At 60.5% G+C, this 14,796-nt stretch carries 15 protein-coding genes (1 of these 15 only partly in view); 9 read left to right on the plus strand and 6 right to left on the minus strand.

Annotation, left to right across the window (positions count from 1 at the left end; genetic code table 11):
- A protein-coding gene (locus GH975_RS11110; RefSeq protein WP_153714583.1) for a M23 family metallopeptidase crosses the window boundary here: on the plus strand, window positions 1–1,362 show its 3' portion. 96 nt of this gene lie to the left of the window's left edge; the window shows 1,362 of its 1,458 coding nt (coding positions 97–1,458); its start codon lies off the left edge, out of view; it ends in the stop codon at window positions 1,360–1,362.
- Between the two features lie 20 nt (window positions 1,363–1,382).
- Window positions 1,383–2,441 carry an anhydro-N-acetylmuramic acid kinase gene (locus GH975_RS11115; protein WP_272482795.1) on the plus strand — a complete coding sequence of 353 codons (1,059 nt, stop codon included), beginning with the start codon at window positions 1,383–1,385 and terminating at the stop codon, window positions 2,439–2,441.
- Between the two features lies 1 nt (window position 2,442).
- Here the strand turns inward: GH975_RS11115 and GH975_RS11120 are convergent, their stop codons facing one another.
- From GH975_RS11120 to argC, 3 genes are read right to left on the minus strand one after another with little or no spacing between them, the layout of a single operon-like run.
- On the minus strand, window positions 2,443–2,811 hold the full coding sequence (locus tag GH975_RS11120; protein WP_153714585.1) for a hypothetical protein: 369 nt from the start codon (window positions 2,809–2,811) through the stop codon (window positions 2,443–2,445).
- 37 nt (window positions 2,812–2,848) lie between these two features.
- Window positions 2,849–3,196, minus strand: a complete 348-nt coding sequence (erpA, locus tag GH975_RS11125) for an iron-sulfur cluster insertion protein ErpA (protein ID WP_153714586.1) — start codon at window positions 3,194–3,196, stop codon at window positions 2,849–2,851.
- 50 nt (window positions 3,197–3,246) lie between these two features.
- On the minus strand, window positions 3,247–4,275 hold the full coding sequence (gene argC / locus GH975_RS11130; protein ID WP_153714587.1) for an N-acetyl-gamma-glutamyl-phosphate reductase: 1,029 nt from the start codon (window positions 4,273–4,275) through the stop codon (window positions 3,247–3,249).
- A 54-nt stretch (window positions 4,276–4,329) separates the two neighbouring features.
- Between argC and GH975_RS11135 the strand changes: the two genes are divergently transcribed.
- From GH975_RS11135 to hemL, 3 genes are read left to right on the plus strand one after another with little or no spacing between them, the layout of a single operon-like run.
- The gene (locus GH975_RS11135) at window positions 4,330–5,937 is read left to right on the plus strand and encodes a chloride channel protein (RefSeq protein WP_153714588.1); all 1,608 of its coding nucleotides are present in this window, start codon (window positions 4,330–4,332) and stop codon (window positions 5,935–5,937) included.
- Window positions 5,934–6,359 (plus strand): protoporphyrinogen oxidase HemJ, encoded by a 426-nt coding sequence (hemJ, locus tag GH975_RS11140; protein ID WP_153714589.1) that lies wholly within the window; start codon window positions 5,934–5,936, stop codon window positions 6,357–6,359. The genes GH975_RS11135 and hemJ overlap by 4 nt, the downstream gene beginning before the upstream one ends.
- A 17-nt stretch (window positions 6,360–6,376) precedes the next feature.
- Complete coding sequence (gene hemL / locus GH975_RS11145) at window positions 6,377–7,666, plus strand: glutamate-1-semialdehyde 2,1-aminomutase (protein ID WP_153714590.1); 1,290 nt, start codon at window positions 6,377–6,379, stop codon at window positions 7,664–7,666.
- Here the strand turns inward: hemL and GH975_RS11150 are convergent.
- Both GH975_RS11150 and GH975_RS11155 read right to left on the minus strand, forming a co-directional pair.
- Window positions 7,663–8,241: a tetratricopeptide repeat protein gene (locus GH975_RS11150; protein ID WP_153714591.1), complete on the minus strand. Its 579-nt coding sequence runs from the start codon at window positions 8,239–8,241 to the stop codon at window positions 7,663–7,665. The genes hemL and GH975_RS11150 overlap by 4 nt on opposite strands.
- Window position 8,242: 1 nt before the next feature.
- The gene (locus tag GH975_RS11155) at window positions 8,243–10,471 is read right to left on the minus strand and encodes a transglycosylase domain-containing protein (protein WP_153714592.1); all 2,229 of its coding nucleotides are present in this window, start codon (window positions 10,469–10,471) and stop codon (window positions 8,243–8,245) included.
- A 51-nt stretch (window positions 10,472–10,522) separates the two neighbouring features.
- Between GH975_RS11155 and GH975_RS11160 the strand changes: the two genes are divergently transcribed.
- Together GH975_RS11160 and coq7 are read left to right on the plus strand one after the other, a co-directional pair.
- Window positions 10,523–12,085 (plus strand): bifunctional aminoglycoside phosphotransferase/ATP-binding protein, encoded by a 1,563-nt coding sequence (locus GH975_RS11160; RefSeq protein ID WP_153714593.1) that lies wholly within the window; start codon window positions 10,523–10,525, stop codon window positions 12,083–12,085.
- Window positions 12,078–12,707, plus strand: coding sequence for a 2-polyprenyl-3-methyl-6-methoxy-1,4-benzoquinone monooxygenase (coq7, locus tag GH975_RS11165; RefSeq protein ID WP_153714594.1), 630 nt, complete (start codon window positions 12,078–12,080; stop codon window positions 12,705–12,707). Before GH975_RS11160 ends, coq7 begins: the two co-directional genes overlap by 8 nt.
- Here coq7 and GH975_RS11170 read toward each other — a convergent pair.
- Entirely contained in the window at window positions 12,704–13,147 is a 444-nt protein-coding gene (locus tag GH975_RS11170) for an OsmC family protein (RefSeq protein WP_153714595.1), read from the minus strand. The two genes, coq7 and GH975_RS11170, sit on opposite strands and share 4 nt — an antisense overlap.
- A gap of 138 nt (window positions 13,148–13,285) precedes the next feature.
- Between GH975_RS11170 and crp the strand changes: the two genes are divergently transcribed.
- Together crp and GH975_RS11180 are read left to right on the plus strand one after the other, a co-directional pair.
- Entirely contained in the window at window positions 13,286–13,921 is a 636-nt protein-coding gene (gene crp / locus GH975_RS11175; RefSeq protein WP_153714596.1) for a cAMP-activated global transcriptional regulator CRP, read from the plus strand.
- Window positions 13,921–14,772, plus strand: coding sequence for a fructosamine kinase family protein (locus GH975_RS11180; protein WP_153714597.1), 852 nt, complete (start codon window positions 13,921–13,923; stop codon window positions 14,770–14,772). The genes crp and GH975_RS11180 overlap by 1 nt, the downstream gene beginning before the upstream one ends.
- The last annotated feature ends 24 nt before the right edge of the window (window positions 14,773–14,796 follow it).

Raw genomic sequence — 14,796 nt, forward strand, 5'->3', positions numbered from 1 at the left:
GCCGCAGAAAACGCCCAGCCCGATAGCCGGCGTGTGGTGATTGACCTGCCGGCGACGCCAGCACCGCAGTCGTCGACAACGGTGTTGCCGCTCGCCAGCGCGCAGCGTGTGCAGCCCAGCGCCACCACTACCGGCATCGACGTGGTGACGACTGACTTGCCAAGCCCGGCCAAACCGGCCGAGCCATCAGCCTTTGACAGCACCGCAAAGACGAACCAGCTGGAACCGGTAGAACCGGTAGAACCGGTAGAACCGGTAGAACCCTGGCAAACCCTAACCGTCAAGTCGGGCGATTCGATGTCAGCGCTGTTTCAACGAGCCGGCTTGTCCAGCGCCGAGCTGTTCCGCATCACCAGTGCCGACAGCAAGCGGCGGCTTTACAGCATCAAGCCCGGCCAACAGATCCGAGTACTGGCCCGGGACAGCCGTGTCGAAAAGCTTGAATACCTGCAAACCGACCTGAAAACCTACGTCTTCGATGCCACCGGCGACAGCGTCACGGTGGACCTGGTCGAGCGCGTACCGGACATACGGCTGGCACACGCGACCGGCGTCATTAAGGGCAGCCTATTCTATGCCGGCAAAGATGCCGGACTGAGCGAGCGCCAAACCATGAACTTGGCCAACATTTTTGGCCACGTCATCAACTTCGTTTACGACCTGCGCGCCGGCGATTACTTCCACGTTGTCTATGAAGAGCAGTTTCTGGAAGGCAAAAAGATCGGCGAGGGCCGCATTGTCGCCGCTGAATTCACCAACTCTGGCGAACGCTTTTCGGCCTATCGCTACCAAGACAGTGAAGGCTACTTCGGCTACTACGACGAAAAAGGCACCAGCATGCGCAAAGCGTTTTTACTCGCGCCGCTGAATTACTCCCGCATTAGTTCCAACTTTAAGCTGGCCCGCAAGCACCCGGTACTGGGCAAAATTCGGGCCCATAAAGGCACCGACTACGCAGCCCCAACCGGAACGCCTATTTACGCATCCGGTGACGGCCGAGTCAGTTTCTCGGGCACCAAGGGCGGCTATGGCAAGACCGTGATCGTAAAGCACGCCGGCGGTGTCGAAACGCGCTACGCGCACATGTCCCGGATCGCAGCGAGCTCGGGCAAGCGCGTCCGCCAAGGCCAGGTCATCGGCTACGTGGGCGCAACCGGCTTGGCAACCGGCCCGCACCTGCACTATGAATTTATTTTGAACGGCGCCCACCGCAACCCGCGCACGGTGCTGGCGAAACTGCCAAAAGCCAAGTCATTGCCAAGCAGCGAGATGGCACGGTTCGGCGACGCCATCGCCACCAAGGTCGCACTGATCGAAGGCCTACGGCAAACCCAACTGGCCCAACTGGAGCGCGCAAACTGAGCGCGCATCGGGTCATTGGCCTGATGACCGGCACCAGTCTTGACGGCGCCGACCTGGTACTGGCGACCTTTGATGACCACCCCACCGTTATCGCTGCGGAACACCACCCCTACCCCGACGCACTGCATGACCAGGCGGCTGCGCTGGCTGATGGTGAGCGCATCGATTTTGTCGCCATTGCCCGCTTTAAAGTGGACTTATCGGAGTGGTTTGCGGACTTGGCACTGCGCATGATCCAGCAGCACGGCGCCGTCGATGGCATCGCCGTTCAGGGTCAAAGCCTGGCCCACTTGCCCGGATTACACGCCTTCCAAGCGCTGCAACCTGAACGTATTGCGGCGCGTTGCCAAACCCCGGTCATCGCCGAATTCCGCAATACAGACATGGCCTTGGGCGGCCAAGGCGCCCCGCTAAGCGCGGCTTTTCACCAGCGACTGTTCGATCTGGATGGCATTGCCCGCGCCGTCGTCGGCATCAGCGGCATGGCACATCTGACCTACCTGGGGCCGAAAGGTGAATTATCAGGTGACGAAATTGGGCCTGGCAACTTACTGATGGATGCGTGGGCTGAACGCCACCTAAACCTGCGCTGGGACATGGACGGCGCATGGGCACGGCAAGGCCGAGTCAGCACGGATCTATTGCGCGTACTCAGAGCCGAACCCTTTTTCGATCAGCCCTCGCCCAAGGCCGCAGGCCCAGGCTTGTTCACCATCAGCTGGCTTGACCAAACCCTCAAAACACTGGCGACCAAGCCAAGCCCGGTGGACGTTATGGCGACGTTACTGGAATTGACCGCGTGGTCGATTTCGAAGCACTTGGCAGCGTGCCCCGTGGCACCGACGGACGTGGTGTTGTGCGGGGGCGGCGCTAATAATCGGGCACTGGTGGAGCGCATTGGCCAATTGTGCAGCCTGCCGACACGCCTAAGTGATGAGTTGGGCATTCCAGTGGGCCAGGTCGGGGCGACCGCATTTGCATGGTTTGGGCACTGCCGGCTGGCACGCCAGCGCTTGGATTTGGGCACCATCACCGGCGCCAGCAGCGCAGGACTGTACGGCACACTGTTCGAAATTTAGGCTAAAACGGAATTGCACCTGAGCGGGCCAGGCCGGCTTGGAAGCTGGGGCCAAAGGGCACCAGTTCAACGAAGGGCGGCAAATCCGTGACCGCCACTTGGTTGTCTCGCAGCCAGGTTTCGCAAACACGAACGTCAATCACTTTGAATGCGTCCAGTCGCGCCGCCAAGTCAACCAATGACTGGTTGACCCCATAGTTAGCGCGCTTGAACAGATTGATTTCGTCACCGTGCAAGACAAAGGTGACGGGCTCCACCGGGCTAAAATTGGACGCCCGCGCCAAATCGTCGGCGCGCATTAACAGCGCACTGAGTTCGTCAAAGTTATGATTACTGAGTTGGGTAAAAGACGGTGCTTGTAGCGGGACCAACTGGGCGCCTGGTAGCGCCGCTGCCAGCAAGGAGCCGCTAAACAGTAAAGCTAGCGCCGCAACCACAGGTTGATGTCGCATTCGGATTGTTGACCACAAATCGACTGCCCTCCAGCCCCTCTTTATAGTCAACTTCCGAGCCGACCAGGTATTGGTAGCTGAGGGGATCGACCAATACTGTAACGTCGTCGACCGCCACTTGGGTATCGTCCTCATTGACGGCGTCATCAAATGTGAAGCCGTATTGAAATCCGCTGCACCCACCGCCGGTGACGAATACCCGCAGCTTTAGGGCTGGGTTCTCTTCTTCGATCACCAACCCACGTACTTTGTTGACCGCACTGGCGGTGACCGCAATCGGCTGGGGAATATACTGCTGAGTCATTGTCTTCTCCTGATCCGCTTGAGTGGCTGCAGGTGCACCCTATTTCAAGACTAAGGTAGCAAACCGATGCCGCCAAGGCCCGCGCTTTCGTCCAGCCCCAACATCAGGTTCATACACTGCACCGCCTGACCGGACGCGCCCTTGACCAAGTTGTCTTCGACCGCCAGCACCACCACCCGGTCCGAACCAGGCGCACGATGGACCGCCAAACGGCACTGATTCGAACCGCGCACGGACCGGGTTTCCGGATGCGAACCGGCCGGCATGACATCGACCATGGGTTCGTCCGCATAGGTCGATTCAAACAGCGCCTGAAGGTCAGCGTCCGCGGTCAACCGCGCGTAACAGGTGGCGTGAATGCCACGGGTCATGGGCGTCAAATGTGGGGTAAAGACCAAGCCTACTGGGGTCCCCGCCGCAATCGACAGCTGCTGGCTGATTTCCGGCAGATGACGGTGACCCGACACACCGTAGGCTTTAAAGCTGTCATTAACCTCGGCAAACAGGGCACCGACGTTGGCGCCACGGCCGGCGCCGGACACGCCGCTTTTACAATCGGCAATCAAATCGCTGGGGTCCACAAGACCCGCCGCCAACAGTGGTGCCAGCGCCAACTGAACCGCGGTCGGGTAGCACCCCGGCGCCGCCACCAAGTCCGCCGACTGAATGTCAGCACGGTTAAGCTCGGGCAATCCATAGACCGCTTTGGCGGCCCAGTCCGGCGCGCTATGGGTCATGCCGTACCACTGGGCGAACACGTCCAGATCACGCAACCTAAAGTCAGCCGACAAATCGACCACCTTGATGCCGCGCGCTAACAAGGCCGGAGCTTGGGCCATAGCGACCCCGTGCGGCGTCGCAAAAAACACCAAGTCGCAACCTGCCAAGGCGGCTTCGCTGGGCTCGACGAAGCACAGATCGGTGTGGCCTCGAAGGTTCGGGTATAAATCCGCCACCGGTCGACCCGCTTCGGTGCGCGACGTTATCGCGCAAAGCTGTGCGTGGGGGTGCGCGCACAGGATGCGCAACAATTCGACCCCGGTGTAACCCGTGCCGCCGACAATGCCGATTTTTACCATGATGACCTCAGTACTAGGGTCGCCTATGATACCCCAAGCCCAATTGGAGTGTGGATGTCGTTTTTCGCTTTTCGCCGGCGCCTGTCCCAGGGCGACGAGTTCGTCTTTCAGACCCTGATCGGCCTGGTCATTGGCATGGCCGTGGCGGTCATCGTCATGATGTTCCATGAACTGATAGATGTGGCTGCCAGCGCGTCTCAGTTTGAAGACTGGCCGTGGTGGCAGCGACTGCTGCTACCGATTGCCGGTGCGATCGCCTGCTATGCACTATTACAGCGCCACCAAAATCGCGCCCAATTGGGCGTCGGCCATGTCATCGAAACCTTGCACCGGGCGCCGCGTCACTGGCCGGTGACGAACGCCATACTGCAATTCCTGTTGACCCCGGTGCTGCTGGCCAGTGGCCAAAGCGGTGGCCGCGAAGGCCCTGCGGTCCACCTCGGCGCCACCTTTGGCGCTTGGATGACCGAGCGCATGCACCTGCCGCGCAATAACCTGCGGGTGTTTGTCGGTGCCGGCGCCGCGGCTGCGATTTCCAGCACCTTTGGCACCCCGCTCGCCGGCGTCGCCTTTGCCATGGAAGTGGTGGTGATGGAATACACCGTCGCAGGGTTCCTGCCAATCATCGCCGCGGCCGTCGCCGCCTCATGGCTGATCGGCATACTGGTCGGCGCGCCACTGGTGTCGATTCCCGATTTAAGCAGCATGCAAAGCCCCGATTTGGGCTGGGTGTTGGTCCTGGGGTTGGGCAGCGGACTGATTTCAGCGGCCTTCAACTGGGTTGTTCGAACCACCGCCCAGCACCGGCCGCGCTTTGGCGTGATCTGGGCCGGAGTCATTTGCGGCGCCGTCGGTGTATTCGTGCCCGACGTTATGGGCGACGGATTTTATGTCCTGGGTGATCTGTTAGCGACGCCCAGCGTGTGGCAGCTGCTGGTGTTGTTGTTGGTGTGCAAACTGTTAGTCACCGGGCTTAGCCTGGGGCTGGGGATGCCGATCGGCTTTATCGGCCCGCTGTTACTGATGGGCGCAGCCTGGGGGGCACTGGTGGGCCTGGCCTCGGGCGCGCCGGATCCGCTATTGACGCTGATCGGCATGACTGCGGTCATGGGGGGGGCGTTGTTTGCGCCCTTAGCTGCGGTGTTAGCCGTGATCGAGCTGAGCCAGCAAACGGACTTAATTTTGCCGGCCATGACCGCCGTTGCGATCGCTATTTTGCTGCACCGACTGCTCGGTCAAGAGGGGCTCTTCGTGCACCAGCTAGCCGATGCTGGACGGCCGCTGGCCCTGCACCGATCAAACCACCCTATGCACCACCTCGGTGTCGATGCCGCCATTCGCAACAATGTGGTTCAAATCAACCGCCGCTTTAACGGTTTGCCCAAGCCTGCGGACGTAGTGGTCTGGGGAGTCGGGCGCCGACAAATGCGGGCCATGGAGTGGCTCGAGTTCGTTAAAGCCAGCAACGAGCTGGCCCCGGGCAGTGATTTGGCCACCGTAATCCAAGGCCATACCCTTGAACGCATGCATAACGACGCCACCTTAGCGGAGGTGTGGGCGCATACCCGCGCCAGTCACGCCCAAGGCGCATACTTTCGCCACCCAAACGGCCGCCTCAATGGCATCATATGGCGCACTCAACTCGAGGATCAGTTCCAATGACGTATCTAACTATTAAAGCCCTGCACTTAATCGCGATCGTGACCTGGTTCGCGGCCCTGTTTTACTTGCCGCGCCTGTTTGTTTATCACCGCAGTGCCGACGACAGCATCAGCCGCGAACGTTTTTGCATCATGGAACGCCGACTGCTCAAGGGCATCATGACGCCCTCGATGATTGCGGTCTGGATTTTAGGCATCACCCTCATCTCGATGAACCCCGGGGTAGCGTCGAGCGGCTGGTTGCACGTCAAACTGGTATTGGTATTGATCCTGTCTGGCTATCACGGCCTATGCGGCAAACACGTCAAAGCCTTTGCGCGCGACGAAAACCCTAAAACTGAAACCTACTTTCGCTGGTTCAATGAGTTCCCGGTCGTGATCTTGATCGCCGTGGTCTTCCTCGCCATCTTAAAACCGTTCTAATTTTCGGAGCCACCTGCATGAATGCCTCGACCCCCCTATTTGAAAACGCCCAAAAACACCTCGTCGGCGGCGTCAACAGCCCCGTGCGTGCGTTCAAGTCCGTTGGCGGCACCCCGTTGTTTGTGTCCAAAGCCAAAGGCGCCTACCTGTATGGCCCTGACAACCAACGCTACATCGACTACATCGGTTCGTGGGGACCGATGATACTGGGCCATGCCAACGAGCAGGTCCTGCAGGCGGTGCGCGAGGCGATCGAGTTGGGGCTGAGCTATGGCGCGCCCTCGGAGAAAGAAACTGAGCTGGCGATCGCGGTCAAAACACTGATGCCCAGTATCGAAAAACTGCGACTGTGTTCATCCGGTACCGAAGCCACTATGAGCGCGATTCGTCTGGCGCGCGGATTCACCGGTCGCGATGTGATCCTCAAGTTTGAAGGCTGCTACCACGGCCACAGCGATTCGTTGCTGGTCAAGGCCGGCTCTGGCGCGTTGACGCTGGGCGTCCCCACCAGCCCGGGCGTGCCGGCTGAATTGGCTCAGTTCACCTACACGCTGCCGTACAACGATGTGGCGGCCTTGCACCAGGTGTTCAGCGAAGCGGGTGATCGCATTGCCGCGGTCATCTTGGAGCCGATCACTGGCAATATGAACATGATCAAGCCCTTGGACGGTTACTTGGAGGCGATGCGGACGCTGTGCACCGAGCACGGCACGCTGTTGATCTACGATGAAGTCATGACTGGCTTTCGTGTCGCCGCTGGCGGCGCTCAGTCATTACAGGGCATCACGCCGGACCTGACCTGTTTGGGTAAAGTCATCGGCGGCGGCATGCCGGTTGGAGCCTTTGGTGGCCGCGCCGATGTGATGGCGCAGCTGGCGCCGGAAGGCCCCGTGTACCAAGCCGGCACATTAAGCGGTAACCCAGTAGCGATGGCGGCGGGCCTGGAAACCCTGAAAGGCCTCAGCGCCGAGGGTTTCTTTGACAAGCTGCAAAACAAGACCGACGTCCTGACTGCGGGCCTGAAAACCGCCGCGCACGAGGCCGGGGTTCCGCTGTGCACGGAAATGGCCGGCGGCATGTTTGGCTTCTTCTTTAGTGACGCCGAGCGCGTCACCAGCTTTGAGCAGGCCACGGCCTGTGACGCCCCGGCGTTCAACCGGTTCTTTCACAGCATGCTCGATCAAGGCGTGTATTTAGCGCCCAGCCACTATGAGGCTGGGTTTATCAGCGCAGCCCACACCCAGGCTGACTTGGATCAGACCTTGAGCGCGGCCCGGGTCGCCTTCAAGGCCGCTCGCGCCGGCTAAAGGCCGCGCGCCTTGGCGCGTGCCGCGGTCGCACCCGCGGCATTGCCGGCACGTTCGCGCGCCAGCGCAACCAGGTTCCAACTGTCGCGTCGCACGAAACTGTCGGGCGCCAGGTCAACGGCTTTCAACGCCAACTGTTCGGCCTCGCCCGCCTGACCCATTTCCAGCCGCAAACGGCCCATCTGGTAATAAATCTCCGGCTCGCGTGGGGCCAAGCGCAAGGCCCGCTCCAAGGTCGCCATGGCCTCGTCATTTTTGCCGCCGCTGGCTTGCTGGTCCGCGGTGTCCAGCAGTTCCAACACCGGCTCCGAAATCGGCGTTGTGCTGGCCGGCTCATCGGCCATCGGCTGCGATTCGATTTTCGCCACCTCAACCGGCTGGGTTTTGCCGCGCACCACGGCCGTGGTGGCCGGCGTCGTGACCGCGGCTGGCACATCAGCCCGCGCCGGGGCCTTGCGCACCCGGTCTTGCTCGCCGGCGTTTTGGGTGCCGTCGATTATCGGCGGCGGTACACGCAAACCCGAGGCACAACCTGCTAACACGAATGACGCCACCACTAAACCAATCCGAATCACACTAACCTCCAAAAATCTGTTTTACCCGACTCCATAGACTCGGGGCGTTGCTGCACTGTCCAGGCTCCGGCATGCGATCGCTTTGTACCACAACTTGCTGGGCGCTGGGGCAGTCGGCACTGGCCAAACGGCCCAGATCATCAACCCAAACGACCTCGACGCCGGCCGGTTGACGAAACCCTAAACCGGCCCCGGGAAAGGTCCGCATGACGTCCAACCACACCAGCCCGGCCCCGGATGAACCGGTCAAGCGCGTGGCCTGGTTATCATCCGAGCCGACCCACACAGCGACCACATTGGCCGCGTCAAAACCGGCAAACCAAGAATCGCGCTGGTCATTACTGGTACCACTTTTACCCGCCACCGAACGCCCAAGACGCTCACCAATAAAGCGCCCGGTGCCGCGTGACATGACTTGGGCCAGCACCTGCTGCAACTGATAGACACCACGCGAATCCAGCCGCGCGCTGGGCTGGGTCGGGTACGGATCGACCCCTTCGCCGTCTGGGCGCAACACCGCGCGTATTAACTTAGGCGGCACTTCAAACCCGTCATTCGCAAACAGGGCGTAAAGCTGGGCGACCTGGTACGGCGACATCAAATGCGCCCCCAGCACCCAACTGGGCAAGTCCGGGTTAACCTCGACGCCCGCGCGCTGGGCAGTTTTTGCCGTCGCGGCAAAGCCCAGCCGCTGAGCCAGCGTAACCGCCGCCAGGTTTTTGCTTTCACTGAGGGCCACGAACAAAGGCACCTGACCGTCAAAGTCACCGCTGTAGTTTTTCGGCTGCCAGACCCCGTCCGAGGTCGTGATCGAAACTGGCACATCGTCGACCGGGCTGAGCGCATTCAGGCCCTGTTCGAACGCATGCAGGTAAACCAGCGGTTTTAGCAACGAGCCAACTTGACGCCGCGCATCCAAGGCACGGTCAAAGCCGATGCCTTGACCGGCGCGATCCCCCAACAGGGCACGAACTTCGCCGGTGCCGGCAGCCAACACCACCGCCGCTGCCTGCAAATTCGATCCGCGGCCGGCTTTTTCAAACTGGGCCAAGCGGGCGCGAGCACTGGCCGCCATCGAGTCCTGCAAAATCGGGTCCAGCGGCGTCAGTACCGTCAGCCCCTCAGTTTCCAGCACGTCTTTGGGGTAGCGCTCTAACAGCGCCTGCTTGACCAGCCTCAGGTAGCCGGGGAAACGCCCTTGCTGGGTGCCAGGACGCTCGCTAACGCCCAATGGCGCAGTCCGTGCTCGGGCGTGCTCCGCGTCACTTAATAAGCCCTCGCGCAGCCATACATCCAACACCGCGTTGCGCCGATTAAGCGCACGTGTCGGGTGCCGGCGCGGGTTAAATGCACTCGGCCCCTTAACCAGACCGACCAGCACGGCCAAATCCGCAGGCGCAAGCTCGGCCAGCGGGCGCGCAAACCAATAAGCCGAGGCGCGCGAAAAGCCATGAATGGCGCGATCGCCACTCTGGCCTAAATACGCTTGGTTGAGGTAGGCCTGCAGGATGAATGCCTTGTCGTAGTGCCATTCCACCAGCAGCGCCATGGCCGCTTCATTGAGCTTGCGGGTCAAGGTTTTATCCCGCGTTAAAAACAAGTTCTTGACCAGCTGCTGCGTCAAGGTGCTGCCGCCTTGAACCACACGCCCTGCTTTGACGTTGGTCACCATCGCCCGCGCCAAACCGCGCACATCCAACCCCAGGTGCTGTTGAAAGCGCCGATCCTCGACCGCCAACAAGCCTTGGCTTAACAGTGCGGGGGTGTCCGCCGCTCGCAACAAGGTTCGGTCCTCGCCCGAACCGGGCACCAAGGTGCCGATCAGCGGCGGCTCCAAACGCGCGATCGCGGCGCCCTCGAGGGTCGCGATGGTGCTGGCGGCAAAGGTTAGGTTCAAGCGCCGCGCAGGCTCCGCCCCGTCTGGAAAGACAAAGCCGCGGGTAAAGACCTGAACGCGATTGCCGGCACGCAAATAGCGCCCCGGTCCCGATGTCGAGGATTTTTGATAGCCTAAACGCCGCAGCTCACCCTCCAGCTGATCCGGTGAGAGGCGCGCCCCTGGGTAGATCTCCAGTGCCCGGGCGTAGATTTTGGCCGGCACCTCCCAACGAAAGTCGTCGAGCACCTGGGTGACCCGCGCATTCAGCCAAATGACCCATAGCGCCACGACCACCGACCCGGTCAATGCAAGTTTTAGGGCCAGTCGAGCCCCACGTTGTTTCGTTTCCATGGGTGCGAGTATAAAGTGATCCGACACTAAACACGTTAGCTAGGAGTCTGTGTGCAGTCAGTGAATCTGTCGGTGCTGAAACAACCTGAGTTTTGGGGCGTCACAGCAGAGCAGTTTGAGATCAAAGAAACCCACTTGAGTTGGGTGTTTTTGGCCGGCGACGACGCCTGGAAACTCAAAAAACCGGTCGCCCTGTACTTTGTGGACACCTCAACATTAGAGAACCGCGCGTTCTTTTGTGACGAAGAAATTCGCCTCAACCGGCGCACCGCGCCGGACTACTACCTCGGCGTGGCCACACTGAATGGCGATCCGGACGCGCCGACCTTGAATGGCAGCGGCGAGCTGCTCGACACGCTGGTCCACATGCGTCGCTGGAACAGCGAACAACAGCTGGACGGGCATCCATTGCTGACCGACGATGCCGCCACGCTGGCGGTCTACCTGGCCCACTATCAAGCCCAGTGTGCGCCGGCGCCGAGCGACTCGCCGTTTGGCGACCCTACCGAGTTGGCCGCCCCGGCGCTGCTCAATTTTCAACAGGTCCAGCCGGTGTTGAGCGAACGCCAAGACCTGGAGCAACTTGAGCAACTCAGCGGTTGGGCGGACGAAGCATTGAAGCGGCTGTGGCCGCGCATGTCCGAGCGCAAAGACCAAGGTCGCGTGCGCGAAGTACACGGTGACCTGCATGCCGGGCACATTATTGTCGATGACTGGGGCTACCATTGCGTCGACTGCGTTGAGTACCGCAGTGAATTTCGCTTCGTCGATGTCATCAGCGAAATCGCCAACTTGGTCATGGATTTGGAAGCGCGCGGCCAGCAGGCATTTGCCAACCGGCTGATTAACGCCTGGTTGGAAACCACCGGCGACTATCACGGCATGTGGGTCTACCTGCCGTACAAAGCCTACCGAGCCATGGTTCGGGCCAAAAGCGCCTTGCTGCAATTGGAACCGGCCAAAATCAGCGCCGAAGCCAGCACAGCGCCGTTGACCCTGTACCGCCAATATGCCGATCGCGCCGAGAGCTACACCCAAGTGGCGCACCGATTTTTGATTATCACCCAGGGCACCATTGGTTGTGGTAAGGGCGAATTGTCCAACCGACTGGTCGAGGATCTGGGCGTCATTCGACTGCGCACCGACGTCGAGCGCCGGCGCATGAACGGCATGGCGATAGACGCCCCGACGGACGCCGAACTGGACGCTGGCATCCACGGCGACGCTGCCAGCGACGAGGTCTATCGTGTCCTCGCCCGTCACGCCGAACAGCTGTTACGCGCCGGTTTCCCGGTGATGGTCTCGGGCAGCTTCCTAAAAGCCAAGCAACGCGAACGTTTCCAGCGCCTGGCCGACGCCCAGGGTGTGTTGATGGTGATCCTGAAATGCGAGCCGCCGAGCGCGTGGGTCGCCCAACAGATCCGCGAGCGCGCCGTCGTCGCAGCCGACACCAATCGCGCCAACCTCAACGTGTTGGCCCACCAGCGCGCAGCCATGGAACCCCTATCGGGTGACGAGGAAACCCGCACACGGGTCATCGACAGCAGCGACAAGGCCGCCGTCGCGGCCCTTAGCACTTCATTAAAACAGGCCTTGCAGCCGCACTATGGATAGCTTTAAGGACCGCGCCATTGACGCCCTGGACGTGGGTTTAAAAACCCTGACGGACAGTTTTGGAGAGGCCAAACGCGACAACCCGGGCGCTGGACTGGCTGATCAGCTGGACGAGCACGAGCGGGCTCATCTGAATGGATTAATGCGCGTCAATCACACCGGCGAGGTATGCGCCCAGGGCTTGTACGCGGGCCAAGCACTGTTTGCGCGCAGCCCAACAACACGTGCCCAGATGCAGCACAGTGCCGACGAAGAAGTCGATCACTTGATTTGGTGCCAATCGGCACTAGCGCGACACCGCGGTCGGCCATCGCGCCTGAATCCGCTGTTTTACGGGGCCAGCTTTGCGATCGGTGCCGGCGCGGCAATGGTTAACGATCAAACCAGCCTAGCGTTCGTACATGCCACCGAAGAAAACGTCGAAGCGCACCTGGCGGACCACCTGACTCAGCTGCCGCCGGGGGCGGCCGCCTCGCGGGCGGTGCTGACACAGATGCAGCAGGACGAATTCGAGCATGGGCAAGCGGCCCTTGAGCAAGGCGGCAAGCCCTTGCCGGCGCTGGTGCGGCGTGCAATGAAACAAGTTGCGCGGGTCATGACCGCGACCGCCTACCGAATTTAGCGCGCGCGCTGCGCAGATGGCAGTGCCTCGAAGCTGTGGGTGATGGTGACGTTGCCCGCGCTCAGCATAAGTGACGCACTGCAGTATTTTTCTGCGCTTAGGGTCACCGCTCGGCTGACTTTGGCTGGGTCCAAGTCATCGCCAAACACTTTGAAATGAACATGGATGTCGGTGTAAACCGCCGGCACCGCATCGGCACGCGTGCCCGATAATTCGACCAGACAGTCGGTGACCGGCTGGCGACTCTTTTTAAGAATCGACATGACGTCAAAGGTGGTGCAACCACCCAAACCCATCAGCAATACCTCCATCGGTCGGGCGCCTGCATTGCGACCGCCATTGGCGGGCGCACCGTCCATCAAAAAACCGTGCCCTGAACCGGATTCGGCAACCATTGCCATGCCGTCCAGCCATTTGATCGTTGCCGTTGTTTGGGCCATCGATTGCTCCAAAGATTGCGAAAGTCGCGAGTCTACGGCAAATGCCTAGGTAGTTCACCGTAGCGCCTAGGTGCAATACCCTGAAACAGTCGACCCAGTAATAGTGATGCCACTCACACACAAGCAGGAACCAGAGTCATGCACAAGTTACTGATGCCGCAACCGGACAAAAACTTGGAGTATTTCCTCTCCCACTGCCACCGGCGCCGCTATCCTGCAAAAAGCACACTGATTTATGCCGGCGATAAGGCCGAGTCTTTGTTTTTCATCATCAAAGGTTCGGTGACCGTCTTGATCGAGGACGACGACGGCCGGGAAATGATTATTGCCTACCTTAACAAGGGCGACTTCATCGGCGAGATGGGCCTGTTCGACGAACACCCCACACGCAGCGCTTGGATTAAAGCCAAAACCGAATGCGAAGTGGCGGAAATTAGCTACGCCAAGTTCAAAGAAGTCATCCGCGAAGACCCGGAGTTCTTTTTACGCATCGGCCAACAAATGGCCCATCGCCTGCGCGACACCACCGGCAAAGTCGGCAGCCTGGCGTTCTTGGACGTGACCGGCCGGGTCGCACGAACTCTGCTAGAGTTAACCCGCGAGCCGGACGCCATGACCCACCCGGACGGCATGCAAATTAAGATCACTCGCCAGGAGATTGGACGCATTGTTGGTTGTTCACGGGAAATGGTTGGCCGGGTACTCAAAAACCTGGAAGAGCAGGGCCTGGTCCAGGTCTCCGGTAAAACCATGGTCGTTTACGGCACCCGCTAATGCTAGCGCCTGAGGCTGCGCACTGGCTGCGCGGTCAGGGCCTCGAACAAGTCCAAGCGCGCTCGGCCCTCGGCGCCAGCGCGTCCAGTCAAGTCAGTCGCTACCGGTTCATCCAAGGCACCTCGGTCATTTGGAAAGAGCAGCCAGGCATGAGCTTTGATTTTTTCCAAGCCGAAGCCGATGGTCTTGCGGCACTGCGCGCGGCGACAAGCTTGCGCGTGCCGCGCGTCTATTTTGTCGGTGAAGATGGTTTGCTAATGGAAGACCTCAACCCGGCACCCAGCTCGCCGCGGTACTGGGAATCGCTCGGCCGTGGCCTCGCCGAACTGCACCAATTCCGAGGCCCTCACTTTGGATTTAGTGGCGACAACTATTGCGGACTCGGCCCTCAGATCAATTCACCCTGCGCGGACGGACACGAATTTTTCGCGACCCGGCGGCTACTGCCACAGGCCCAGCGCGCGACGGAACGCGGCCTCCTCGGCGGCGACTTGTTACGCCAAATAGAGCAGCTATGCCAGCGACTGCCTGAATTGATTCCGCCGGCACCGGCGGTACTGGTGCATGGCGACCTTTGGAGCGGCAATGTCATTGCCGATGAACAAGGGGAACCGGCATTGATTGATCCGGCCGCGTATTGGGGCTGGGCCGAGTCGGACCTGGCCATGACCTGTCAATTTGGCGGATTTGCCGGCCGCTTTTACGATGCCTACCAAGAAGCCAGCGGCATGAACGGCGAGTGGCGATCACGCGCCGAGCTACTCAACCTGTACCACCAACTCAACCACTTAAACCTGTTTGGCACGCTGTATGCCGAGACCGTAAACAGCACCTTAGCTCGCTATCGTTGAGTATTACTCCTACACTCAAGTCAG

This window comes from Litorivicinus lipolyticus, from assembly GCF_009650135.1.
Lineage (GTDB): Bacteria > Pseudomonadota > Gammaproteobacteria > Pseudomonadales > Litorivicinaceae > Litorivicinus > Litorivicinus lipolyticus.

Excerpts from the sequence above, each read along its gene's own strand:
- hemL (WP_153714590.1), top strand. The coding sequence starts at position 6,377 with ATGAATGCCTCGACCCCCCTATTTGAAAACGCCCAAAAACACCTCGTC.
- GH975_RS11170 (WP_153714595.1), bottom strand. The coding sequence starts at position 13,147 with ATGGCCCAAACAACGGCAACGATCAAATGGCTGGACGGCATGGCAATG.
- crp (WP_153714596.1), top strand. The coding sequence starts at position 13,286 with ATGCACAAGTTACTGATGCCGCAACCGGACAAAAACTTGGAGTATTTC.
- hemJ (WP_153714589.1), top strand. The coding sequence starts at position 5,934 with ATGACGTATCTAACTATTAAAGCCCTGCACTTAATCGCGATCGTGACC.
- GH975_RS11135 (WP_153714588.1), top strand. The coding sequence starts at position 4,330 with ATGTCGTTTTTCGCTTTTCGCCGGCGCCTGTCCCAGGGCGACGAGTTC.
- GH975_RS11155 (WP_153714592.1), bottom strand. The coding sequence starts at position 10,471 with ATGGAAACGAAACAACGTGGGGCTCGACTGGCCCTAAAACTTGCATTG.
- coq7 (WP_153714594.1), top strand. The coding sequence starts at position 12,078 with ATGGATAGCTTTAAGGACCGCGCCATTGACGCCCTGGACGTGGGTTTA.
- GH975_RS11180 (WP_153714597.1), top strand. The coding sequence starts at position 13,921 with ATGCTAGCGCCTGAGGCTGCGCACTGGCTGCGCGGTCAGGGCCTCGAA.
- erpA (WP_153714586.1), bottom strand. The coding sequence starts at position 3,196 with ATGACTCAGCAGTATATTCCCCAGCCGATTGCGGTCACCGCCAGTGCG.
- argC (WP_153714587.1), bottom strand. The coding sequence starts at position 4,275 with ATGGTAAAAATCGGCATTGTCGGCGGCACGGGTTACACCGGGGTCGAA.